General features: G+C 68.5%; 12 protein-coding genes and 2 pseudogenes. 3 read left to right on the forward strand and 11 right to left on the reverse strand.

Annotation, left to right across the window (positions count from 1 at the left end):
• Positions 1–96: 96 nt before the first annotated feature.
• The 6 genes from KV557_RS01065 to pglW all read right to left on the reverse strand — a co-directional run bounded on the left by KV557_RS01065 (position 97) and on the right by pglW (position 18,611).
• Positions 97–2,265 (reverse strand): DEAD/DEAH box helicase, encoded by a 2,169-nt coding sequence (locus KV557_RS01065; protein ID WP_218197626.1) that lies wholly within the window; start codon positions 2,263–2,265, stop codon positions 97–99.
• Positions 2,262–3,608, reverse strand: coding sequence for a BREX system ATP-binding protein BrxD (gene brxD / locus KV557_RS01070; RefSeq protein WP_218197627.1), 1,347 nt, complete (start codon positions 3,606–3,608; stop codon positions 2,262–2,264). Before brxD ends, KV557_RS01065 begins: the two co-directional genes overlap by 4 nt.
• Positions 3,608–6,382, reverse strand: coding sequence for a BREX-2 system phosphatase PglZ (gene pglZ, locus KV557_RS01075; RefSeq protein ID WP_218197628.1), 2,775 nt, complete (start codon positions 6,380–6,382; stop codon positions 3,608–3,610). Before pglZ ends, brxD begins: the two co-directional genes overlap by 1 nt.
• Positions 6,382–10,323, reverse strand: a complete 3,942-nt coding sequence (locus KV557_RS01080; protein WP_218197629.1) for a DUF6079 family protein — start codon at positions 10,321–10,323, stop codon at positions 6,382–6,384. The genes pglZ and KV557_RS01080 overlap by 1 nt, the downstream gene beginning before the upstream one ends.
• A gap of 62 nt (positions 10,324–10,385) precedes the next feature.
• The gene (gene pglX / locus KV557_RS01085; RefSeq protein WP_308129708.1) at positions 10,386–14,084 is read right to left on the reverse strand and encodes a BREX-2 system adenine-specific DNA-methyltransferase PglX; all 3,699 of its coding nucleotides are present in this window, start codon (positions 14,082–14,084) and stop codon (positions 10,386–10,388) included.
• 141 nt (positions 14,085–14,225) lie between these two features.
• Entirely contained in the window at positions 14,226–18,611 is a 4,386-nt protein-coding gene (pglW, locus tag KV557_RS01090; protein WP_308129709.1) for a BREX system serine/threonine kinase PglW, read from the reverse strand.
• Between the two features lie 583 nt (positions 18,612–19,194).
• Between pglW and KV557_RS01095 the strand changes: the two genes are divergently transcribed.
• Positions 19,195–20,217, forward strand: coding sequence for an outer membrane protein assembly factor BamB family protein (locus KV557_RS01095; RefSeq protein WP_218197632.1), 1,023 nt, complete (start codon positions 19,195–19,197; stop codon positions 20,215–20,217).
• A 114-nt stretch (positions 20,218–20,331) separates the two neighbouring features.
• On the opposite strand, the gene KV557_RS44775 is transcribed toward KV557_RS01095, so the two are convergent.
• From KV557_RS44775 to KV557_RS01110, 4 genes and pseudogenes are all read right to left on the reverse strand, one after another.
• Complete coding sequence (locus tag KV557_RS44775) at positions 20,332–20,424, reverse strand: DALR anticodon-binding domain-containing protein (RefSeq protein ID WP_374106575.1); 93 nt, start codon at positions 20,422–20,424, stop codon at positions 20,332–20,334.
• Between the two features lie 68 nt (positions 20,425–20,492).
• A pseudogene (locus KV557_RS44780) lies at positions 20,493–20,711 on the reverse strand (hypothetical protein); the annotation flags it as partial.
• Positions 20,650–21,072 (reverse strand): annotated as a pseudogene (locus KV557_RS01105) (helix-turn-helix domain-containing protein); the annotation flags it as partial. The pseudogenes KV557_RS44780 and KV557_RS01105, both read right to left, overlap by 62 nt.
• 39 nt (positions 21,073–21,111) lie before the next feature.
• A complete protein-coding gene (locus KV557_RS01110) occupies positions 21,112–21,609 on the reverse strand; it encodes a hypothetical protein (protein WP_218197633.1) in 498 nt (165 codons plus the stop codon).
• Positions 21,610–21,730: 121 nt separating this feature from the next.
• Between KV557_RS01110 and KV557_RS01115 the strand changes: the two genes are divergently transcribed.
• Positions 21,731–22,498: a phytanoyl-CoA dioxygenase family protein gene (locus KV557_RS01115; RefSeq protein ID WP_218197634.1), complete on the forward strand. Its 768-nt coding sequence runs from the start codon at positions 21,731–21,733 to the stop codon at positions 22,496–22,498.
• A 55-nt stretch (positions 22,499–22,553) separates the two neighbouring features.
• On the opposite strand, the gene KV557_RS01120 is transcribed toward KV557_RS01115, so the two are convergent.
• Positions 22,554–23,087 (reverse strand): hypothetical protein, encoded by a 534-nt coding sequence (locus KV557_RS01120; RefSeq protein ID WP_218197635.1) that lies wholly within the window; start codon positions 23,085–23,087, stop codon positions 22,554–22,556.
• Positions 23,088–23,447: 360 nt separating this feature from the next.
• Here KV557_RS01120 and KV557_RS01125 point away from each other — a divergent pair, with 360 nt between their 5' ends.
• Positions 23,448–23,651, forward strand: coding sequence for a hypothetical protein (locus KV557_RS01125; RefSeq protein ID WP_218197636.1), 204 nt, complete (start codon positions 23,448–23,450; stop codon positions 23,649–23,651).
• The last annotated feature ends 20 nt before the right edge of the window (positions 23,652–23,671 follow it).

The raw sequence follows: 23,671 nt of genomic DNA on the forward strand, positions 1-23,671 counted from the left end.
TACCTCCGGCAGCCCCCCGACACCGGGCTAGAAGCTCACGCGAGACAGGCCGCGGTGGATGTCGGCGACCAAGCCGGGTTACTCCAGCTGGCGTGCTCACCTCGCTTGGGCTGAGAACCGGACCGGGGTAGCCAGAACGACGTCCGCTGATTCGAGGTCTGCGAGCCTGTTCGCAAGCGTGGCCATGGCGAGGCGTTCGGGGAGGGCCTCGTGGAACTTCAGCCCGCGCATAGCCTTCACGTCGACATCAGGCAGGCACAGGCGTGACGCTGCGTCCGCCGTACCGGCCTTCCACATCTGCGGGGTGAGGTCGGTGCGTAGGCGTAGGTATTCGTCGGAGAAGCGCTGGCGTTCGTCGGTGAGGCCGGCGAGGGTGGCGGTGAGGGTGGCGTTGGCGCGGTAGCCGGCCCAGGTCCACCAGCGGATATCGTCGCCGAGCCGTGTGATGACGGTGCCACCGGGGTGGACGGTATCGACGTTCTGCTCGCGGACGTGCGCGAGTTGCTGGGTGGCGCGGCGGGTGAGTCTGACCGGCGGGTCGGTTCCGAGCAGCACGTCGCGGGCGGCCTGGTTGAGTGCGTAGGAGGTGCCGCTGTAGCCGGTGCCGAACCAGCGGGCGCGGCCGGCGAGGTCCGAGGGTTCGACGTAGCAGCGGCGCCTGGTCCAGTCGATCCAGGTGACCTTCCAGCTCCGCCCGCCGAGCAGGAGGACCCGGGGGCCGTCGATCTTCTCGGTGAGGAGCATGGGGTCGGTGCGGCCGATCTCCTGGCGGCCGGCGAGGACGGTGAATTCGGGTGGTGCGGTGAAGACGGCGGTGATGCCCATGAAGTGGCGGCGGCCGAACTTCTCCTCGGCGGCCGGGCCGATGAACAGCAGCTCGCCGTCCTGGTCGAGGAAGCCCTCGTTCACCAGGTGCCGCAGGATGGGTTCGGCGCTGGGGTCGAACGGGGGCAGGCCGTTCCAGCCCTGGTTCCAGAGTCCTTGGGCGATCTTGTGCTCTTGCAGGCTGAGGGCCAGGAGCTGCTGGGCGATGATGTGCCGGGGCTCGGGCGGGGCGGTGACTGGCTCGATGTAGCCGCGGCCCCACAGGACGAGGAGTGCCGAGGCGCTCAGGAGTGCCTCGTGGCTGCGGGCGAGGAAGAGGCAGTTGCGGGTGGATCCTGCGCGGCGACCGGTGCGGCCGATGCGTTGGAGGAAGGAGGCGACGGTGGTGGGGGCGTCGATCTGGATGACGCGGTCGAGGTCGCCGACGTCGATGCCGAGTTCGAGGGTGCTGGTGGAGACGATGACGCAGTCGCGGGCTTCGGCGAAGGCGGCTTCGGCGCGGCGTCGTTCGTCGAGGGAGAGGGAGGCGTGGGAGAGGAAGGTGGTGACGCCGGCGGCGCGGAGTGCAGCGCCGAGTTCTTCGACGAGCTGCCGGGAGTCGCAGAAGACCAGGCGCTTCTCGCCTCGGTGGAGGGCGGCGATGACCTTGGCCGCGTTGGCGGTTGATCCGACGTAGTCGAGTTCGATGTCTCCCGGTGGCGTGACCGTCGTGGCGTCGGCGACGGCGCGTGGGGCGAGATCGACGCCGGGGGCGACGACCTGGGCGGGGCGCTGGCCGCGGCCTGACCCTTGCAGCCAGTGGAGGAGGTCGCCCGGGTTGCCGACCGTGGCGGACAGGCCGATGCGCTGGATGGGCCGTCCGGCCAGGTGTTGGAGGCGTTCGAGGACGGCGAGTAGGTGCCAGCCGCGGTCGTCGCCTGCGAAGGCGTGGACCTCGTCGACGACGATGGTCCGGAGGTCGGCGAAGAGGCGGTGCTGGTCGACCTTGGTGCTCACCAGCATGGCCTCGATCGACTCGGGCGTGGTGAGCAGGATGTCCGGCGGGTCGGTGAGGATGCGCCGGCGTGCGGTCTGGGGGATGTCGCCGTGCCAGAGTGCCACGCGCCGTCCGAGCCATCCGGCGTACGTTTCGAGGCGGGGCAGGAGGTTGTTCAGCAGGGCCTTGAGCGGGCACACGTACAGCACCGACAGCCCGGTCCACCGCTGCTGCTCCATGGCGGACAGCAGCGGGAACGACGCGGCTTCGGTCTTCCCACCGGCAGTGGGGGCGAGCAGGACCGCGTCCGATCCGTCGAGCAACGGGGCGATGGCCTCCTGCTGAAGGGGGCGGAGTTCGCGCCAGCCGAGGGAGTTGACGATGTGATGGACGAGAGCGGGCTGGAGCCGGGACAGCGCGGCCGTCCCGGCTCCTGAGCCGGAAGGTGTGTGGGCGTCGCTCATAGGTCGAGCTCGATGTCGCCCGCGGAAGCAGCGCTGCGTTCGGCTTCGCTCAGCTCCGCCGAGGAGAGGGTGAGGGCGTAGTGCCGGCGCGGGTCGAAGTCGTCGAACTCGTCGACCCGGTCGAGGACGTCGGCGACGAGTTTGCGCAGGAAGACGCGAGGGGCGATGCCGACCTGGCCGCCGAGTCCTCCGGTGACGGCGGTGGCGAGTTCGGCGATGTAGGCGTTATCTACGAGTTCGGCGACCCGGTCCGGGTTGCGGGCAGCTCCGGCGTAGAGGTCCCGCACGCTGCGGCCGAGTTCACCGAGGCGCTCCAGGTCGAAACCAGCGAGGCGCAGTTGGACCGCGCGGGGCGAGTCGAAGCGCGGGTCGGTCGTGAAGTCGGTGGCCAGGCGCTGTGCCAGCGGGGGAAGCCTCTGCACGCCCTGCTGTCCGTCGTAGAACGCGGGCGTGCCGGTGATCACCAGGAACAGGCCGGGGAAGCGGCCGGCGTCGATCTCGTCCAGGAGCTGCCGCAGGGCGTTGAGGCCCTTCTCCCGGACGTCGCCTCGTACGCGCTGGAGGGTCTCGATCTCGTCGAGGACGAGCAGCAGGCCGGGGTGTCCGCAGTCGCGCAGGACGGTCAGCAGGCCTTGGAGGAAGCCGAGGGCTGCGAAGTGGTCGAGGTCTCCGCGGACGCCGGCGGTCCGGCGGGCGCCGGCGGCGACGGACTTCTGGCCTCCGAGCCAGGCGATGAGCGCCTCGGCCGTTGCGGCGTCGCCTGCGGCCTTGGCGTGGCGGTAGCCGCGCAGGGCCGCTGCGAACGCGGGGGTAGTGCGGGCGACGTCGGCGAGGCGGGACTCCATGAGCGCATCGACGGCTTTGCCGAGGGCTTCGGTGTCGTCCTCGGGTACGTCTCCGGCGTCGAGGACTTCCTCTTCCAGGGTGTAGAACCAGGAGTCGACGATGGCGCGCAGGGCGCTCGGGGCGTGGCTCGCGGTGGACAGGCGTTCGGTCAGGCGTCGGTAGACGGTCTCCAGCCGGTGCAGCGGGGTCTCGGTCTCGGAGATCTGGATCTCGGCCGTGGCCAGGCCCATGCGCTTGGCCCGCTCGGCCAGCCAGCGGGCAAAGAAGGTCTTGCCGGATCCGTAGTCGCCGCGGACGGCGTGGAAGGCGGCGCCGCCTCGGGTGACGACGGTCAGGTCGTCGTCGAGGGCGCGTTCGAAGCGGTCGAGGCCGACGGCGAAGAGGTCGAGCCCGAACTGGGGCACGGTGCCGCGGCGCAGGGCATCGATCACATCGCGGCGGCGGGCCGCGCTCACGGAACCCGCGTGTCCCATGGATGCCGACTGGTCGGTGCTCATCAGCTGTCCACCTGGAACTGTTCACGGGCGAGCGGCACGTTGAGCCGCAGCCTGGTTCCGTTGTCGCTGAATTCCAGCACGGGGTAGCCCTCTACGTTCATGAGTCGTTGCAGTGTGGCGGCGAAGCCGTCTGCGTTGCGGCCGGCCTTGCCCGCTGCCGCCGCCACGGCGGTCAGGGACAGGACGCCGTCCGCTGCCACAAGGGCGTCGACGACGGCGGCCATGACCGCGGGCTCGAGCGACCTGCGGACGAACTTCCGCTGGAAACGGAAGGTTTCGGACGCCACCAGCTTTGTCCCGAAGGAGGGGCCGTCCGACGGGGTGCTCGTCTCGGCGGCTTCGCGCGTCTCCTCCATGGGTTCCTGGCCGTCCGTGGGCTGGGCCGGGGTCGACGACGTGTCTGTCTGCTCGGCGACGCGTGCCGCATCGCGGGTGGGGGCGCCGGCGTTCCACCAGGACGGGGTGACGTCCTCCGGTGCGAGGAGGTGCCAGTCCTTGGGTGGGTCGGCGTCGACGGGCAGCAGCGTCAGGACCGGGACGGTCATCTCGGCGAGGGAGGCGCCGCCGTGGTAGCCCGCCTTGCGGGGCGTGTAGCGGATGTCCTCGCGCCATGGCGCGACGATGCGGCCATCGCCTTCGAGGACGCGCGGTCCGGTGAGCAGGACTTCGCCGGATCCCGGTTCGCCGAGGCGCCAGCGCGCGGCGCTCACGTTCCCGGCGGCTGCCGGGGCGTCGAGTCCTTCGCCCCGCTCGAGGACGTGGCCGTGGTCGGCGACGATGACGACGGGTCGGCTGTAGAGGCGTGCGGCGGCGAGGAGCTCGTCCAGGTAGGTCACGTCGGCGAGGCGCCACCGTGTGCGGTCGCCCTGGGCCGCGTGATCGAGTGAGTCGTCGACCGTGTTCAGCACGACGCCGACGACCGCCTCGCCGGCCAGCTCGCGCTGCAGCGTGTCAGAGAGCCGCTGACCGGCCGCCCCTCCTATGTCCGCTTTGTGGAACAGGACAGCCGAACGGCGCTGCCGGGACCAGAACGCCTCGAAGCCGGGCTTCTCCACCGATTGGCCGCCCTGGGTGAGGCTGCCGGTGAGGAGGGAGGCCCGGCTGATGCGGGTGAGTGAGGGGATCGCGGCGACTGCGGCCGTGCGGCGGCCCCGGGCGGGGCCGGTCTCCAGCCAGCCGCGGCGGGCGAGTTCTTCGCCGAAGCCGACGGCGACTTCGCTGCTCATGCCGTCGACCAGCAGGATCAGCGGGGCCCGGCCTGACTTGCCGGCGAGCTTGACGGCGATGGTGTCGAGCACGTTCTCGACCAGGAGCGCCCCGGCCGGCGTTTGGCCGGTCGCGGTACGTGTCCATTCACGCAGGTACCGGGCGAAGATCTCGTCGATCACCGCGCGCCGCCCACGAGCAGCGTGGTAGACGCTGTGGTAGGCGGCACTGACCGGTTCCTGGGCATCGGCGTCGCCGGCCCACAAGACGGTGAGGGCGGCATCCACCCAGCCCCAGTCGGCGAGGTGCTGCTCGACCGCGTCTGCTACGGAGGCGATGGTCGGCTGCGGGCCGGCCAACCAGCGTGCCAGGCGCACGGCGGCTTCGGCGGTGCGGACACGCGGGCGCAGCAGGCCCGCGAGGTGGTGGCGGCGCAGTTCCTCAAGGGCGGCCTCGGCCGCGGCGAGGTCCCGTGTGCGGGGGCCGGAGGGGTCGAGGACAGCCGCGAGTGCGTTGAGGCGAGCCTGGAACCCGGAGGGCAGGTACGCGTTGCCCGCGAGGGCTTCGGTCAGGCCGGCTTCCTGGGCCTGCCGGTCCGCCTGGTCGAGGACTTCCCGGGCCCGGTTGTGGGCCGCGTGCTGCTCCGGTCCTGCCTGTTCGGCCTGCAGCAGCCAGCGGATCAGTGTTCCCTCGACCGCGAGGGCGAAGGGACGCAGGTCGGCGGGCTTGGGCCGGATGGTTCCGAACAGCCCGCCGAGCGCGAGGCCGGTCTCTGCCGATGGAGCAGGGCCTGCCACCACGGAGCCGACGACGCCGAGGGCCATGGCTTCCTCGCCGCGGCCGGCGGCGCACAGGTCGAGCAGCAGCGACGCCGCGTTGCCGGCGACCTTGGTCAGCCAGTCCCGCATACCCTGCTGCTCGTCCTTGGCCAGTGCCGCGTAGGCGGCGGGCCCGAAGGGGCTGCGGGACCAGGCCAGCAGGGTGTCGGCGTCCAGCGGGGTGTCGCGACGGCCATCTCCGCGGGTGCCGGCCGCGTCGGGGGATGCCTGGCTGATCGACAGCCTGGCCTCGACGAGTGCGCGCATCGCCGCATCCAGCGTGAGCACGGAGCCCAGCCGCGGCCACCCGCCATGGGGCTCTGCTTCGAGGAGAGCGTTCACCAGCCAGGATTCCGCGCGGATGCGCGGGTCGAGACCGGTGGCGCCGAATCGCAGCCGGACGATCTCCGCCCGGTCGACGCTGAGGACCTGGCGACGCAGGGCGTGGCCGAGCACGTCCCAGCCAAGCTGCTCGTCCTCGACCGTGGTGGTGACCACAAGCACCGAACCCACGCCCGTAGCATCTTCCTGATGGCGGTGCCAGGCGTCGGAGATACCAAGGACGGAGTGCTGCTCCACGACCTCGATCCGGCGCTTGTCCTCAGCCAGGGAAGCGGTGAACTCGGCAGCCGCGCCGCTCTCGTACCGGCCGTGGACCAGGACGAGCCGGCGGTCCGGCTCATTGGGAAGCTCCAGACGCAGAAGTGCCTCGATGACCCGGCGGTTGACCAGGGGCGGCTGGGCCGACATCACTGCGCCGCCCCTTCGCTCACGCTACCGCCCGCTCCGGGCTCGTCCGAGGGCTTCCACCACCCGATCTCAATCTCGGAATCAGGATTGGTGGCAGCGAACTCCCGGATCTCGCCCAGCAGATCCGCCAGCGCACTTTCGAACGCGGTCTCCCCGGCCCGGGCCGCCACCCTGCGCGTGGAGCGGCGCGGCACGGCCGCCGCAGGACCAGCCGCAGCGGTGGTGCCGGCGGGAGCGGCAGGCGCGCTCGGTTCGGCGGGCGAGGTGGGCAGGGGCGGCTGGCCGTGGAAGGTCAGGCTGACCTGGCCAGCCTCGGTCGGCGGCTCCTCCGGCATCGGCGACGACAGCGGCGCCGCGGGAGGTGCCACCGGTGCGGCGACAGCGGCCAGCCGGGCCGCGTCCCGGATCAGCGCCAGAGACTGCGGCTGGATCTTGTCCAGGACGGGCGCGAGCTGACGGGCGAACTCATCCTCGTGAGCGGCACGTTCCACCTCGGCGATCAGTCGCTGCGCGCGATCGCCGATCCCGTCCGTCCGTCCGGTGTACTCGCGGACGCTCTCCAGCAGATCCCACTGCGTACGGTCGAGCGCCTTGAGAACGGTCTCCGCCGAGCCGACAGCGGCACCCAGCTCCTGATCGGTGATGTCGTACGCGACCGCGGCAAGTTCCTTGACCAGCGGAGTGTCGTCCTGGTGCCGCGTCAGCCGCTGGACGAGGTCCGCGGCATGCCGAGCCGCCAGCAGGCGGGGCGCACGCGAATCGCCAAGGCCCAGCGCGATGGCGTGCTGCGGCTTTCCGAGGGAGCTGCGCACCCCTTCGACGGCCGGCTCCACTGCCTCGGCCTTCGCACGCACCGCTGCCGCGAGCTTCGCGACGTTGCGGGCGAACAGCACGGGCGGCACCCCGGAGACGCCGAAGAGCGCCGCCGCACGCTCCCGCGCGGTGGCGAACTCGGCCTCGCTGGGCTTCTCCTGAGCCCGCAGAACGTGGCCGGCCCCGATCGACTGCAGGGGCGGCGCCGCCGACTCGGCCTTGCCGTTGTAGACCCAGGACCGGTCGGCCAGCAGGGCATAGGTGGCGATCAGCAGACTGCTGACCTGCTTGTCCAGCCCGGTCCAGCCGAGCTTGGCGATCCACTGGCGGATGTCCTCCACCTTGTACTCGCCCGTGATCTGCTGCTGGGCGGCGTACTGGTCGATCCGCCGGCGCCACTCGGTACTCAGGGTCAGCGGACCGTCGTGGACCTCCCCGAGCTCCAGCGGGTGCACGATCCTCTTGACGACCGCCATCTGCCCGCGGTCGAGTTCCACGCGCCCGGAGCCGTCCTCCATGGCCTTGGTGATCCAGCCGAGCACAGTCTTCAACTCGGCCGGGGTGATCGCCTTGCGGTTGCCGGACGGGTCGAAGTTAGGGTGCTTCGGGTACAGCTCCTGGAAGACACCGTCGGCGATCCGAAGCATGTTGCCCTTGAAGCCGGCGGCGGCTTCCAGCCGGGGCCGGTGGCCGGGCAGCATCGACAGCAGGTGGCCGTCCTCCCCCACCGGTGCACCGGCGTTGGCCTCGTCCAGGCGGCTGATGCCGTACAGCTGGCCCAGCGTGACGGTGAGCTGGGAGGTGAGGTTGTCCCGCTGCGCCTGGAGCTGGTGGCGCATGCGGACGCGGTCCTCGGCGGAGTAGTTGACCGCGAGGTCGTCGAGGCGCTCCCGCTCCAGCACGTAGTTGATCTTCAGGAGTCGCCCGAGCTGGCCGGCACGCTGACGCGAGAGGTGCGCCGGCAGCCACACCACGGTGGGCTGGTGGTGCCGCTCGTCCCGCAGCAGCTGACGGACCCGCGCGGCGTCGTTGCTCGGGTACTGGCCGGCGACGTCGAACGGGTAGTCGATGACGAAGCGCACCCGCCCGTCGACCGAGGGGATGAAGTGGTCGTCCGGGATCTCCTGGGCGTCACGGACGTTGCCGAAGACGAACTCGGCGGTGCGCTTGGTGCCGCGCCACACGATCTCGTGCTCGCAGACGAACCCCTCGGTGTCCTTGATGTCCAGCGCGTTCCAGAGGGTCTCCTTGATCCAGACGCGCCGTGCGCTCACCCGGTCGACCTCGCCGACGGCGTCCAGCAGCGGCTCGACGTCAAGGTCGGACAGGTGTAGGGCGAACACCGGGTCATTGCCGCCGTCCGAACGCAGCTCCCCACCGAACTCGCCCTGCAGCTCCTCCAGGCGCGCCAGCGCCACCTTGTCGTCGGTGATCGTCCGGGTGCGCTTGACGGAACCGTGGTTGAGGTCCGCAAGACGGCGCGCGGTCAGCCGGGCCAGAGCCGGGACCTCGGGGGTCAGGTAGGCCAGCAGGAGTGTCTTGACGAGCCGGTCGGTGGCCCGGAAGTCGGCGCTCTCCTCGCCCTGGTAGCGCTCCAGCATCCAGGGACGGACCTTCTCGTAGAACCGGTTGGCCTGCCCACCCTCCTTGCGGAGCTTCTCGGTGAACGCGTCGCCCATGCCGCCGGAAAGGACGTCCCACAGGTCACCCAGCGGGATGATCTGGCCGACCTTCATGTCCTCGCGCCGCCGCCACAGCAGGTCCTGGAGCAGCTTCAGACCGGTCCGCTCGCGCTGGAGCGCACCTGACAGCGCGACCAGGACGTTCAGCAGGGCCGGCGTCAGCGGGTAAACGTCGCGGAAATCCGACCAGTCCGACTGGGTGGCGCCCTGGGAGTCAAGCAGCGCGTCCTTGACCCGTGCGTTCGCCTGCTCGAAGTCGGCGAAGGCCGCATCCAGGGCGGCCCGGGCCTCCGGGGAGCGGGGCTTGAGCACGCGCTCCTTGATGATCGCCGGGAGGTTCCGGTCCTCCAGGTTGATCACGTCGAAGCGCTGGGCGAGGTACCCGACCTGGGACTCCAGGTTCTTCACCTCGGCGCCAGTGACGTCCTCACCGACGAGCTGGGAGAGGTTCCTCTGCCTCGATACGAAGGAGACGATGGGCACCGGCCGGTCCGCCACCCCCGACTCGATGATCTTGACGAGCTTGCCGACCTCGGTCTTCACGAAGTCCTGGTCGCTCATCCTGGCCTGAAGCCAGAGGACCAGCTCGTCCAGGAACAGGACGATGCCGTCGTAGCCGAGCGACTTGGCGTGCCGGCTGATGACGGACAGGCCGTCCTCGAGAGGGATAAAGGCGTTCGCGTCACCGCTGGCGCCGCGAGCGTAGGACTTCATCGGTCCGCTGAGCAGCGCGGAGACCAGCGCCTCACGCAGCGAGTCGCCGGGCGGAGCCGCGAACGCGCGGTCCAGGTCAGCACTGGTCCAGCCGGTGGAAGGTGCTGCGGCCTCCTCCAGCGGCACCAGGTCGTCCTCGTCCGCGGCACTGGGCTGGCCCGTGCCGCCGCTGACAGCACGGTCCCCGAGCTTACGGATGAACAGCTCGTCGCCCTCGATGCTGCGGTTGTAGCGGGCGTCGTCCAGCATCGCATCGGCCCGGTAGACCGGCGGCGTCGGCGCGTTCGGGTCTATACGACGGATCGCACGGACGTAGCCACCGAGCAGTGCGGAGTCCAGGTCGGCGGCGCCGACGAGGTGGTACGGGACCATGAGGAATCGGCGGTCGCGAAGCCAGTCGTCGTGCTCGGCGATGACCTCCTGCAGACGTGGCTTGGAGCGGGCGGCTGGCTCGTTGTTGAGCACCGCGTGGAGCACTGACATGAAGTGGCTCTTACCGGAGCCGAACGAGCCGTGCAGGTACGCGGCGTTCGACGAACCGTCGCGAACCGAGCTGCGGACGAGGGTGAGCGCCTTGCCGAAGGCTTCCTTCAGCTGATCGGTGACGACGTACTCGTCGACCAGACGCTGGGTCTCCTCGAACCCGCCGGACAGCTCGACCTTGAACTTGCCGGCGAGGACCGCGTCAGGGATGTCCAAGACGTCCCGGAGGAAGAGCTCAGTGCTGGACATCGCGGGTCGCGGTTCCCTTCGTCGTGGAAAACATGTCGGTGCGATCGTGCAATGGCTGCACGTTACTTGGCCGCCGCCCTGCCGCGCTTGGGCGCGGACGGACGCCAGGAGAGCACCGCATCCGTCGTGATGCCGTGCTCGCGTTGCTGGGCCTCCAGCCACTCCTGGCAGTCGGTCGCAGGATTGCCGTCCCACTCGGGATCGAACTCACCGTGCCACTGCTTCAGCCAGGGCAGCAGCTCCAGCATCCCTGCAAGAAGCGGAATCAGCTGCTCACCCTGCCAGTTGTCCCGCTCAACACGGTCAGTCACGAGGTTGATGATGGCCTGCGCCTGGTCACGGTGATCCCAACCGGCCCAGCCGAGAACCAGCTTGGGGTCGGCCTCCGGTCCAGCATCCGGGTAGGAGATGAACCGCTCCTTTGCCACATCGAGCTTGCCCCGGTTCGACCAGTACGAGTGCTTCCGGAAATCCGCACCGGAGTACTTCGACGGGACCGCGATCTCCAGCCGCTCCCCGGTTCGATCCTCCTCGCGCTGCTGCTCCCACACCGTCTCCCACTGCTCACGCTTACGCAGACCGGAGTCCTTGTATCGCAGTGCAGCGAGATAAGGAACGTGCTCATCAGTGAGGATCTCGCGGAGGACATCAGCAAGTCTGAGGTCGCGCTTACCGAGGTGGTCCGCCGCGTACAGTTCAGCTACCGCGTGAACGTCAGCGTCCTGGGAAAACAGGTCCGCCAGCCCTGCCGGCGTGAGCGTACGTGGCTGGCGCATTCCATCGCGCGTATAGAACCACAGGTCCTCGCGCTCACAGCGATCAAGCAGCCAGGTACGGAGTGCGTCCTCTTCCCGCTTCTCCCAGGTAGGCATCGACCAGCGACGCTTGCACTCAGGCCGCTCAATCAGCGCGATATCCCGCCGCCTATCGATGACATCGATCCGGCGCTGAACGACGTCGCGATACCACTGAGGCCAGCGAGCAGGGATCTCCGTGACAGGGGTGGACCGGTGGCGCTTGAACCAAGCTGTGCCCGAATTTCCTACTGCCTTGCGTGCGAGCACAATCTCGAAAGCCCGCTCGCCTAGAGCAACTTCAGGCACGTCAGAGAAATTCTCAGCTGTGAGCGCGGCCAGCTCTCCGTCCTTGAGCATGCCATACGCACCATACGCCCACCAATCCAGCTCCTCCTGAATCGCAATCATCCGCTGGCGAGTCGACGTGTGAGCAACCCGAGCAAGACGGAGAGCCTCACGATTCGGCACGCTGTCCTGGTCGGCCGCAATAGCTGCTGGCTCGGTCATTGCGAGCTCTTGAGCGAGCTCATCAAGTGCAGAACCATAGCGATTCGCAAGAGCGGCAGGAACCGGAAACTTCACCAGCCTGGTGCCGGTGAATTCATAGTCCTTCATCCAAGCTTCGGGACTCCACCTATTCCCTCCACCACTCGTATTGTCGGCACCACTCTTCGCTTGACTAACCTGCTTCAGCCAGAAGCAAGCCACCGAGGAATTCAGCACGCCGAGCAGATCCAGATGTTCCTTCTCCGACACCCCCGCCGGCAGCTTAATCACCGGGGCGGAGCGGCTAAATACTCTCCCGCCGCGGTCCAGCACGAAATGATTATGCGTCGCAACGAACGCGAACGAAATCGACAAGGGCATACGATAGCGCTTGGTGAAAAACATCGAGTACTCATACCACTCGAGTCCCCGCTCTAGCTGAGTAGCGCCGAATGCGACACGCTCCCGCAATATCGAACGGTACGGCCAAAGAAAATCGAGAACCTCGGCTTCAGCTTCCGCTTCGAGCGAATCGGCGCCGTAGGGCCACAGAGATTCGATCGTATCAGCAATCGCAAAATCCCGAACAACATCCCCTTCGACCAGCGGGCGTCGGCGACCAGCATCAATCCTTTTTCGGTTGAGGGTTCCACCACCCACCATATATGCGCCATCTTCGCGAGTAACCGCTCCAAAGCCGATCTCGCCAACAAGGTCACCGAGGCGTCGAGGCATCCGTTCGAGTTGAGCCTGAAGATCAGCCGCGCCACCACCACTCACGGACCAGGGGTGCGCGGCAAAACGATCACGGTTGGCGTCCTCTACGGTTACCCAATTCGACTCGCCGCCCGGGCTCCCTACCTGTTCCACGATGGCACGCCACACCGATCCTTTTGCTGCATCTTCAGGCTGCCCGGGTTCACCAAGAATACCCAGCACGGCTCTGATGGGATCCCCCCAGCCTCGGTCCGTATTTCGACCAATCAAGATAACTGTCGGAGTTCCATGCCCCGGGATGTAAGCTCCCGAGGTGTCGATAACGTGCGTCAGCTTCACCTGAGTTCGAAAGAACTCCTCGATGAGCTTCTTGCCAAACTCCCGCTTCATGAAAGAATTCGACGTAATCTGCCCAGTGAACCCCTGATGCTCGCGCGTCGCCAGATCGAAAATTCGCTGCGCAAAGGGCACCGACAGTGCATACGTCCCAGCGCAGGAGCTGTATGCGTCGCGATAATTCCCGTTCTCGTGCTTATCCTTCACTGTGATATACGGCGGGTTGCCGACCACCACATGGTAGGAGTGGCGCCCCAGAAGGTCGCAACTGTGCACAAACTCATTCACGTCTTCGGTCGAGTACGCGAACGCGCTATCCGACTCCGCCTCATCCGCGTCTACCGACATCCCCAGGGCCGCGAAAAGGTCGTCGTCCGACTTGCCCTTCTGCTTTCGCTTACCTACACCGCGCCCGTGCAACAGCGAGTCGCCGACCGCCACATTAATAGGGAAGTTTGGCGCCAGATCCAGGCGCTCCACACCTGCTGCCTTAAGTGCAGCCAGCAACAGCCGGAATCGGGCGATGCTGACAGCGAATGGGTTCTTGTCGCATCCGTGCACCGCGTCCAGCGCGGCCCGCACATTGGCCCAGTCGTCTACGCCCGGACCTGCCTCCGCCCGGTACTTAGCCAGCAGCCGCTGGAACAGGCCAAGCAGAAAGTGCCCACTCCCACACGCGGGGTCGATTGTCCGCAATCCCCGCCGAACGATTGGTCGCGACTCGCCCTCACGAGTCGTCAGCTCAGGCCACAGCCCGAACTCCTCAACCGCAGGCTCTAGCGTAAGGTCGAGGATGAACTCCTCCACGAACTCGGGGGTTTGTAGCAGCGCATACGTCTTCCGCGCGTGCTCGCTCAGGTTCTGGTAGAGGTCACCGAGGAAGCGAGTATCCCAGTCCTCGCTTTCGAAGAGGTGGACAGCTTCGCCGTCTTCTCCCCGGCGACGCCAGAACGCCAGCAGCGCCCGCGCCGCCTCGAAGCTGGGGGTAAGCCCCCACAGCGGGTTGTGGTTGCGGTCGAAGAGCCCGCCTGCCGTCTCGTTCGCCGCCGCGAGGTGATCGAACGCCGCGACGAGCCAGTCGCGGTCGTTCTGCTCGGGGTTCTCCCGGAAGTACGCCTCGTGGCGCTCCTCTGCGATCACCAGCCGCTCGCCAGGGCCGGCGATCCAGGGCCATTCGATCAGCCCGTTGTCCTCACAGAAGCGGACAAAGACCGTGCCGAGCGCCCAGGCGACGGCAGCCTGCGTGATCCGCTCCTCGCGCCAGCTCTCGAACGTTGCGGCCGTGCGCTCAGCCGCCCGAGCGCGTCGGTACTCGTCTTCCAGCGTCGCCGCGAACTCCGGCACGTCTTGGCTGCGCTCTCGCAGGTCGTCCTCCAGAGCCGCCACCTGCTTGCGCAGGTCCTTCAGCAGCTCGTTCTGGTCCACTCCCCGACCCGTCACAGCGCCCGTCCCTTGTCCGTCCATCCGTCGGTCCAGGCGGACCGTACGGTTCCCCATTTTGCCAGTTCGGCGCACTCGAACGATCGGCTGTTCCGAAGCTCGGGTCCGCCGCAGAGGCGCATATCGTCAGGCTGCAGCACTCCGCGCTCGGAGCTCGTCCAGGAAGTCCCTGATCAGCACGGCCCGCTCCGCCTCGCCGAGCACCTCGACGATCATCCCGTCGAGCTGCGGGGTCTCGTGCGGCGCCTCCTGCGGGCAGAGCAGCCACAGCCCGTGCGGGGCGTCGGTCTCCCGGCGGGCTGCGTTCTGCAGGGTGACCAGCAATTCCCGCCCACCAGCGTCCTGGTATCGAGCGACCAGACCCGCATCGTGGAGGAAGAGCACGTCCGTCGACCGAGCTCCCTCGACTCGGTCACGCAGGTGCTCACCCACTCGAGACCACGCGCCCTTGACGTAGGAGGCAAGCCCTCGCGGCAGTTCGCCGGACTCGGTGAACTTGGTGTCGATAGTCAGGACTCGCCCCCATTCGGTGCCGTGCTGGGCCGCGAGGGCACGGAACTCCCGAAGGAACAGCCCGCCCAGCGAGACCGGCTCCACCCCATATGCCTGGGCAATGAGCTCTGCTGCCCCGGGAAGGTGCTTGCCTCGGAGGGTCAGGGCGAGGAAGCCTCCACGGTGCAGGGCGTCCTCCAGCTTGGCTTCGAGGAGTACCTTCGGGTCTCGCCCGGCCGCCGCCGATGCTGCGGCCACGCCTGCCGCGCTCGGGAACAGTGTGGTAGCGGTCGCGGAGGCCGTCATTGAGCGAACGCCCTCCGGGACCGGGGCGCGGAAACGCTTGGTCTCCCGGTCGTATTCGAGGACGAATCCGGCATGCTGAAGCGCCTGCTTCATCGCCTCGGCCAGAGCCTCTTCCAGCTCGACCGCCGTCGGCTCGCCGAGATCAAGATCCGGGAAGCGAAGCCGCACCTTGGCGAGGAGTTCCTCCGCGGTCGCGCCCCGGTCACGCCGCACACCGGCGGCGGCCTGCGAGATTCGGATCGCCTGTGCAAGGCCGAGGCCCCTCGGATAGAGCTCCAGACGCGGCGAGTACAGGGCGTCCTGGGCGGCAGCCGACGCGAGCGCCACCATGCGACCGTCCGAGAGAGGCGTCATGCCCGACGGCAGCGGCACGGATCGCAGGTCGCGGATCACGACGGCACGGTCCGGCAGCGGCTCGGTCAGCGCGAGCCGGTCCGCCTGCTGTCCGAGCGACCGAGCGTAGTCGGCGAGCTCAGGCGCGCTGGGGTCGTTGGTCCCCACCAAGGACTCGCACGCGATGAAGACCCTGCCGCTTCGCCGAAGCACGGCGAGCCGCGGCTGACCATCATGGTCCTTGTCCTGCGGCCAGGCTTCCGCCTCGACAGCCGCGCGGACCACGGCGAGCGCGAGCACCTCCGCACGCTGTGGGTCCTCTTCCCGCACACCCTTGCGGATCCGCAGGTCGGTTGCCACTTCCTGCGCGGTGACAACGCGCCCTGCCCCGGTGACGAAGGCGACGATTTCCTCCCGCAGCGTCGCCAGCACAGGATCTGCCGCCCAGGACTGGATCGCAGCCACATGGCTCCGCGAGACGGTCGCCTGCGAGGTGGGCAGTGCCTTGGCGATGTCCGTCTGCGAGCACCAGACCGGCAGTGTGGAGAGCTCGCCATCGACGCCGGGCAGGCCGAGCGTGAGCCGGATGATGTCGCGCTTGCGCGAGCCCTTGCTGGCCGGGCCCGGGTCGAGGTGGGCGGCGAGCTCGTCGATGCTGGCGCGGGCTGCGATGTCCGCTGGCAGATTTGCCAGGTCCACCTTCGGCTCCACGGCCGCGGTCCCTGAGCCTCCTGCCGGCTTCGGGCCGGGCGCGGCGGCCTTTCGGAGCTTCGCGGTCCACTGCTTGTGCCGGCGGTTGAGTTCCTTGCGGATCACCGCACCGGCACCTCGGGCACGGGCGATCTGGTGCAGCGGCACGCTGAGAAGTTCACCCACGGTGGTCGCACCGAAGGAGTTGGCCACCGACTGTGCGCGTGGTGAGAGGCCGGCGTCCTTGAGCAGGGTGTCCGCTTCGGCCTGCGCGGCGACGCGGTCGCGGGCGGCCTCCAGATCCTCCGTCTCGTCGTCCTCATCGTCCGGAGCCACCGCATCGGCCTTGGCGAACACGGCCTGCCAGGCTTCGTGCATCTGCCGCAGGGTGTCGAAGCGACGGTCAGCGTCCCGATGGAGTGCCCGCCGGAAGAACGCCTTCAGTCCTTCCTTCAGCGCGGGCTCGAAGACGTCCTCCGCGATCACCGGGTACTCGTCGTCGGTGGTGCGGGGATCGGTCATCTCGTCGCCCCAGCGGGGGCGCTCGCCGGATGCCATCTCGTGCAGGGTGACGGCCGCGGCGTAGTACTCGGCGTGGTTGTCGAAGACCGGCCGGCGCGGTGTGTCGAGGAACGGGTCGAGGTAGCCGCGGGTGCCGGCCTTCACGTCCCGCTCCGATGCCTCGGCGAGGGAGAAGTCGAAGAGCACCAGCTGCCAGGACCGGTCGGCCCGCTGGAGCACGCCGAAGTTGTCCGGCTTGAGGTCGCGGTGCCGCACGCCCTTGCCGGCCAACTGGTCGAGGGCGTTGAAGAGGTCGCTGCTGAAGCGCTCAAGCTCGTGGTAGGTCAGGCGCCCGTCCCCACGCAGTCGGGCACCGAGTGAGCGCTCGCCGGCGTACTCGAGGTCCAGCACCGTCCGGTTGTGGATCTTGCGCGGACCATCGAGCAGCCGCACAACGGCGCCACCGCCGACCTTGGCCAGCACGTCAGCCTCGGATTCGAGGCGGTCGTCGCGGGTCTCGTCCAGGGCAACCTTGAGCACGCGCCGATCGACCCGGATCGCGCCCCCGAGATCTTCCACCTCGCGCCGCACGAGCAGAGCCCTGGCGGTGGCTCCGGTGCCGAGGACCCTCTCGACCGTCCACTCCGCATCGACGTTCTGCCCTGCCATCGCCGCGAGCGGGTCGATGCCGACCGGCGCCGATACTTCCGTGGCGGCTGCGTGCTCGATTCGGTCGAGTTCGTCCAGGAACCGGTCCACCGAGTCGAGCCGTTCGGCCACGTCCGCCCGGGTTGCCCGGAACACCAAGCCGTCGAGTTCTTCCGACACGGCGTCCGACACGGCGGACGGACGCAGTCCGCCGTCGTTCGTCAGCCGCTCGATCATGGCGCTGCGCCGCTCGGCCGGTGGCTCGCCGGCCAGGATCAGGTGGGCGAGGGCGCCGAGGCCGAAGATGTCCAGGTCGACCGGGTCGGCGAACTCCATCTCGAACTCCGGCGCCAGGTAGACCTGTGCGGCGTTCTCGACGTGATCGCCGCCGGCGCTGGGGGTGCCGAGGGAGGTGTGCGAGGTGCTGTCAAAGTCGCGGGCGGCGACCTGCCAGTCGATGATGCGCACGACCGGGTTGGACCCGTCTGACTTGCAGGAGACGTACACCGACCTGGCCGCGAGCGCGCGGTGGTAGAGCGAGCGCTGGTGGGCGTAGCGCAGCGCGTCGGCGATCTGGCGTACCAGCTCCAGCCGGGTCTCGTGGGTCAATGAAGCGCTGTAGGTGGCCAGGTAGGCGTCCAGGCGCAGGTCGGCGGCGCGGTGGTTGAAGAGGATGGCCGGGCCGCCCTGGTGGTCGCGGAACTCCCGGGCCTGGGCGATGCCGCGGTGGCTGATGCCCTGGAGGACCTGGTACTCGCGCCGGGCTGCTCGTTCGACCGAGTTTCGGGTCTCCGCGGTTGCCTGGAGGCTCACCAGGTAGACGCGGACGCGGCCTTCCTCGCGGATGGGCTGCTCGCGGATGGCAAGGCGGTCCTCCCAGGTGGGGCCTCCGTCAAGGGGGCGCCCGGCGAGGTTCCAGCCGTCGCCGAAGTTCAGGTGGGCGGTGGATGCCTTGACGCCGATCCTCTTCATGAGATCGGGCAGGGCCCGCGCCAACTCGAATCGCTCGCGCCGGGCGGCCTCGGAGTCTCGCTGCGGCGGCAGTCCGAGGAAGTCCTGCCAGACGCGGGGCAGGCCGCTGGCACCGTCGTCACGGCCGTAGACGTTGGTCTGCTGGCCGGCGTCGAGTTCGGATCGCAGGCTCGGGGCGGACAGGAACACCGCCGGGGAGATAAACGGGATGCGCACGCCGGTGTGGAACTTCCCGGCGGCCCAGGAAAGCTTGCTCCGCAGTTCCTTGGACTTGAGGTCGGTCAGGTGCAGCGGGTTGTCGATCGTGCGGAGCCGGTCGGGGCCGTGGAAGTTCCAGGTGCTCCCGTTGTTGACGAGACGCCCCGGGTGCGCTTTGAGCTCCACGAGGAAGAGACCGCGTGGTACCAGAACGAACAGGTCGCACTCGTTGACGCGCCCCGAGGAGGCCGTGAACGAGAAGGTCGCCCACGCCCGGAAGGGCTCCGCCGGCGGCATCAGCGCCTTGACGTGGTCGAGCGCTTCCTGCTCGTGCGGGAATGGGGAGGGGCGTTCCTGGAACCAGCGCTGCACGCGCGGCGGTGCAGGCTTCGGCCGACGCGCCCCCGAGTTGCCGTCTTTGCCTGTTGCCGACACCCCTGCGCCCTCCCTGGTCCCTGCTTCCGGCCGCGGACGAACCACGGCCTTCCTTCACAGCCTTGACCCTATCGGTCAGGGCCGACAGGTGGAGGCGTGTAGTCCCTTCCGTGATCAACCGGTCCCGAGGTGCTCGCTGCGCCGTGGCGTGGATCCTTCCAGGGCGGCATTTCCGGAACCGGTCGATCACTGTCAGGTACAGTCTGCACTGCTTCGGTGATCAAGCAAAGGGGGAATGATGATCTTCGCGGCTCGCTGTCGGCATCGGCGCTGGGCTGGGGCTGTCGCCCTGGTGGTGGCGTTGGCTGGCCCGCTGTCTGGCTGTAGCGGTTCAACTCCCCTGTCCGCAGACGGGATTCCCCCGGCGGCCCGGCAACTCCAGGCATACGACCCGCCGACGTCATTCGAATTCGGCGACGGCAACGGCACAGGGGATGCACTCGACGAGGGCGTCCAGCCCTCGACATCAAGCCCCACACGGCAACGGCCGGCGATCTCGCTGAAGGACACAACCGCCTTCGTGACCACCGAGGACGGCATGAAAGCCGTCGACGCCGTCACCAGGAACACGCTCTGGAGTGCGAGCAGCACCATCCCCGCTACGAAGAGCGGCTTCGGGTCCGAGAGGGCCGCGCCACTACCCGCCCACTTCCACGGCATTGACGCCGTGCTCGTGGCGTTCTCCCGTTTCATCCCGGGCACGGGTACGGGCAGGGGCCGAAACGTGATCGAGGTACTGGCCGCCGACTCCACGACGGGCAAGACCGTCTGGAGCGCTCAGGTCGACCTCGTGATTACGCCTCCGGACAAGGAGGCTTTGAGTCACGACGATTCGCTGCTCGCAGACGGCATCAGGGCGGCGCAGGTGGTGGCCGTGGACGACCAGAGCGTGGTCGTGTCCGACGACGAGACGACCTATGTGGTCGACGCGGGATCCGGGCAGCTTCGATGGACCCGGGCGGATTTCCACGCGATGCAGCTTGTCGATGGCATCGTGGCCGGTGCCGAGGCTCCGACGTACGGCGAGCGTCAGCTCGCAGGCTACGGCGCGTCGGACGGCAGTCCCCGATGGTCGGCCGTCCACACGGAAAGCCACGCCGTCGCCTCCTCCGCCGGCCCCGGCCTGCTCGCGATGTCGGCCTCCGATGGGTTCGTCATCGTTGACGCCCGTACCGGAGCGATCCGCGCCCACCCGGGGCCAGGAGCGTATGTGCACCCCTGGCACTGTGACTTCGACGGAACGTCCGTCATCCTCTGCAACGACCAGCTGTTCGGCCAGACGCACTCGATCGCGGCCTTGGACGCGACGTCGATGAAATGGCTCTGGTCGATCACAGAGACGCCGGGAGGACGACTCGTGCCGGCGGTCACCGCCGTGTGGCATGGAGCGGTGTACGGCCGGACGACCAACGGCAATGTCATCCTCGACGCCCGCACCGGTGCCGACCGGGCAACTCCGAAGCTGGCTCCCTTCCTCGTCAACGCCTACGTCGGCATCGAGAACCGAGGCCGCAGCGTGACCCTGATGCGCTCCACGGGGTAGCAGTACACAGTGCTGGCAGGCCGCTGACTCCATGCAAGCGGGTCGCGCCCGCCACTACACGAAAAGCCTTCGAGTGAGCCGATCATGGCTGACCCACTCGAAGGCTTTCGTCAGCTACAACCTCTCGGGCGTTCCGATTCCGAGGATGTCCTTGCCCTGGCGGAGAGTCTGGCCGGTGAGTTGGCAGAGCAGCAGTCGGGTCTCCATGACCTCCGGGCTGGAGCCTTGAGGACGGGGCAGTGCTCGTAGAACGTGGTGTACGCCGACGACGCGAGGCTGTGCAGGTAGGCGCAGAGGCGGTGGGGTTCGAAGGTCTCGGTGACGAGGTCGATGGTGGCGTCGAACTCGTCGAGGAGGAGGCGGGCCAGGCACGCCAGACATGGCGTCGGCCTTGTTGCCCGAGGCCAGACGGGCGGTGGCGACCACGAGTCAGGTGTCGGCGTCGATGACGACCTGCACGTTCGCCGAGAAACAGTAGTTGCGGCTCGACGCACCGACCGTACGGCCCCGCACCGGGATCAGGGTGCCGTCCACGACCCACAGCCGCTCCACGCCCGCGGCCGGGCGTGAAGCGGCCTCCAGAGCCAGCAGCGGGCCCAGGCGCTGGACGATGCGGCACACCGTCGCCGTCGAGATCCCAAACAACGGCGCCAGCTGCCGCATCGTGAGATTCGTCCGGTAGTACACGGCCACCAGCAGGATCCGGTCCGCCAGCGGCAGGCACCACGGCCTGCCACCGCCCGGCCAATTGCCACCGCGCTCAAGCACGACGCGGACCAGGCCCTCGAACTGCCGCACCAGCAGACCCATGAACGTCTCCACCCACACCGGCTCAGCCCGCAGCACCCCACCCATACCAGGGAAATGCCCCAGCACAGGCATTGGGAACAAGCTTTAGTCCTGCTGGGATCCCTCGGAACCACCCTCGCTCGCACCACCGACCTTGCCGCCGACGAAGACCACGCCCAGCGCGAGGGCGGCCGCACCGGCGGCCGCCACCACCTTCATCCCCGTCCCCAGGAACTGCTTGTTCTCGCTGTCCTTCTCGTACGCCTGCCGCACGTTCCGGTCGAGGCGGTCGTGGAGGGCCTCCCGCTGCTCCCAGCTGAGGTCGGCCCGCAGAGCGTCCCGCTGGTCCTGCGAGGCCCGGTAGAACTGGTCCTGGCTGTTCTCGTTGGCCGCGAGCCTGGACTTGTGAGCCTCCTTGACCGCATCGATGTCAGCCTTGCCCAGGTCCTTGAAGGCGGGGAACTGCTCGATGAGCTTGAGCCGCACCTCGGTGGCCATCTCGGGCATCGCGGCCGCGAACTTGAGCACCTTGTCCTTGGAGATGTTCCGCCAGGTCTGGATCCCCAACTTCCGCTTGACCGCTGCCTCGTCCGCGCCGCCCATGCCCTGACTCCGTCCACCATCCCGTGATGCCTCCCGGATCCTAGCGGCGCCCACCGCCGGGCAGCGGCGCGGAAATCCCGTTGCCCGAGCCGCCCTCCGCCGCTTCCATAGGCTTATGGAGATGACAACTCCCTGTGCTATCAGCACATTTCGCCGTGATGGCTACTGCGTGCTGCCTGGCGCCCTCGCCGCCGGGCAGGTGGGCCACTGGCGGTCGCTACTCGATCGGCACATCACGGCCCAGCCGCCCGCCCCGGACCGCACCGGCCCATACTTCCTATGGCCGGAACTCGCCAACGAGACTGACCTGCGCGACCTCTATGAGGACAGCCGCATCGCCGATGCCATCCGCCCGTTCCTGCGCGCCGGGCTCGGCTTGCCGACTCCCGAGGTCGCCCAGCTGGCGTTCACCATTCCGCCGCACCCGCACCACCCCGGGGCCCCACACATCGACGGCCTCACCCCCACCGAGGACGATGGCCGCCCTGGCACCTTCACTGTCCTGGTCGGCCTGCTGCTGACGGACCAGAGCCAACGTGACCGCGGCAACCTGTGGGTCTGGCCCGGCAGCCACCTGTCTACCGGCGATTGGCTACGCGTACACGGAGCGGACGCCCTGCGCAACGCCATCCCGTACCCGCCCGTCGAGCTGCCCACCCCGCGCCAGGTCACCGGCCCGGCCGGGAGCCTGGTCCTCGTGCACTACCTGCTCGCCCACAACATCGGCGGCCACTTCGGCACCACCCACGACGAACGGCGCGAGACCGTGTACTTCCGCCTGCGCGCGGACGGCCACCGCGAACGGTGGCGCACGGCCGTGACGGACCCGTTGGTTGAGTTCGCACAGCCGGGCCCGATGGGAGGCTCCACCACTGGCTGCGGGCGATGATCGCCTCCGCGTGGACTGCCTTCTCGAAGGTGCCCGCCAGATGGTGCCGAGCCGGTCAGACAGTGAGGTCGAAGACGGTTTCGGTCTTGGTGGTGGCAGTTCGGGCCCGGAGGTAGGCGTTGCGGCCAGCGTCAAGGCCGAGGTCGGACGGGATCACCACTTCCAGGGAGAAGGCTCCGTTGGCATCCGTCATCGTGTCCCTCAGGTCCCGCAGACGGTAGTCCTCGCCGAGGTCTCCCTTGATGACGAAGGAGACCCGGAGGATCTCCTTCGGGCCGAAGCCCTGGCCGGTGAGGACGGTCTTGCTTCCGCCGCGGCCACCGTCCGGCGAGGCAAGGAGTACACGCTGAGCCGTCGGTGAGGCTCCGCCGGCCGCCACTCCGGGGGGAACCGTGCTCACCGCAGGCGCAGCAACCGGGCTGGTAATCGCGGTCACGGTGGGGCCCGGCACCGTGACCGTCGGGCCCGGCACCGTCACAGTGACGGCCGGCTGGGGACGGCTGTCCACGCCGCCGACCTGGGACTGGGTGAGAAAGCCGCCGGCGAAGCCCGCGCCGAGGGTGGCGACGCCGACCAGCGCGGTGATCATCGTCCCCCAACCCTGAAGGTCGATCCGGCTCCGGGTGGGATGGAGGCGCCGTGCGGCTGGGCCCGTGGACGGCTGCGGGGGAATGCCGGAGGGCGGCGAAAGCCGCTCTGTTGGTTGCTCAGGTGTGCCAGCCACGGTTTCCGATATCCCCCTTCGGCATGCCGCCCTCGTCGCCGGGCGTGATCATGTACACCTAGGTATCACATGCAGGCTCTCCCTGTCCGGCGGAGCGGCGCCGTCAGCGGACCGTGTTCGGTCACCGGCGGCGCCGATGGGTTGGTTGGCGGCTTTCGCGCAGCGTTCAAGCGCCCTTCGGCCCCGAGAACGACGACGTCGAGCTCCAGCGCGAGCAGAGCTGGGATGCCTGCACCGACCTCACTTTTCCAAGACACCGACATCCTGATGCTCTTCATCCCGTACCTGGACTGCACTGAAGACCCGGACGACACTGCCAACCAGGCCATGGGTATCGGCGACATGCGCCCCGCCGCATGGTTCGAACCGTTCGGCAACGTCGACGCCCGCGACCCGAAGCGCGGCTTTCGCCGCTCACCGAGGGGCTGATGACGGGCTGTCTTCCGGCC

The organism is Kitasatospora aureofaciens (genome assembly GCF_019192735.1).
In the GTDB taxonomy this organism is placed as follows: domain Bacteria; phylum Actinomycetota; class Actinomycetes; order Streptomycetales; family Streptomycetaceae; genus Kitasatospora; species Kitasatospora aureofaciens_A.

Excerpts from the sequence above, each read along its gene's own strand:
- KV557_RS01065 (WP_218197626.1), bottom strand. The coding sequence starts at position 2,265 with ATGAGCGACGCCCACACACCTTCCGGCTCAGGAGCCGGGACGGCCGCG.
- KV557_RS01125 (WP_218197636.1), top strand. The coding sequence starts at position 23,448 with ATGCCTGCACCGACCTCACTTTTCCAAGACACCGACATCCTGATGCTC.
- brxD (WP_218197627.1), bottom strand. The coding sequence starts at position 3,608 with ATGAGCACCGACCAGTCGGCATCCATGGGACACGCGGGTTCCGTGAGC.
- KV557_RS01115 (WP_218197634.1), top strand. The coding sequence starts at position 21,731 with ATGACAACTCCCTGTGCTATCAGCACATTTCGCCGTGATGGCTACTGC.
- KV557_RS01120 (WP_218197635.1), bottom strand. The coding sequence starts at position 23,087 with ATGATCACCGCGCTGGTCGGCGTCGCCACCCTCGGCGCGGGCTTCGCC.
- KV557_RS01110 (WP_218197633.1), bottom strand. The coding sequence starts at position 21,609 with ATGGGCGGCGCGGACGAGGCAGCGGTCAAGCGGAAGTTGGGGATCCAG.
- KV557_RS01080 (WP_218197629.1), bottom strand. The coding sequence starts at position 10,323 with ATGTCCAGCACTGAGCTCTTCCTCCGGGACGTCTTGGACATCCCTGAC.
- pglZ (WP_218197628.1), bottom strand. The coding sequence starts at position 6,382 with ATGTCGGCCCAGCCGCCCCTGGTCAACCGCCGGGTCATCGAGGCACTT.
- KV557_RS44775 (WP_374106575.1), bottom strand. The coding sequence starts at position 20,424 with ATGGAGACCCGACTGCTGCTCTGCCAACTCACCGGCCAGACTCTCCGC.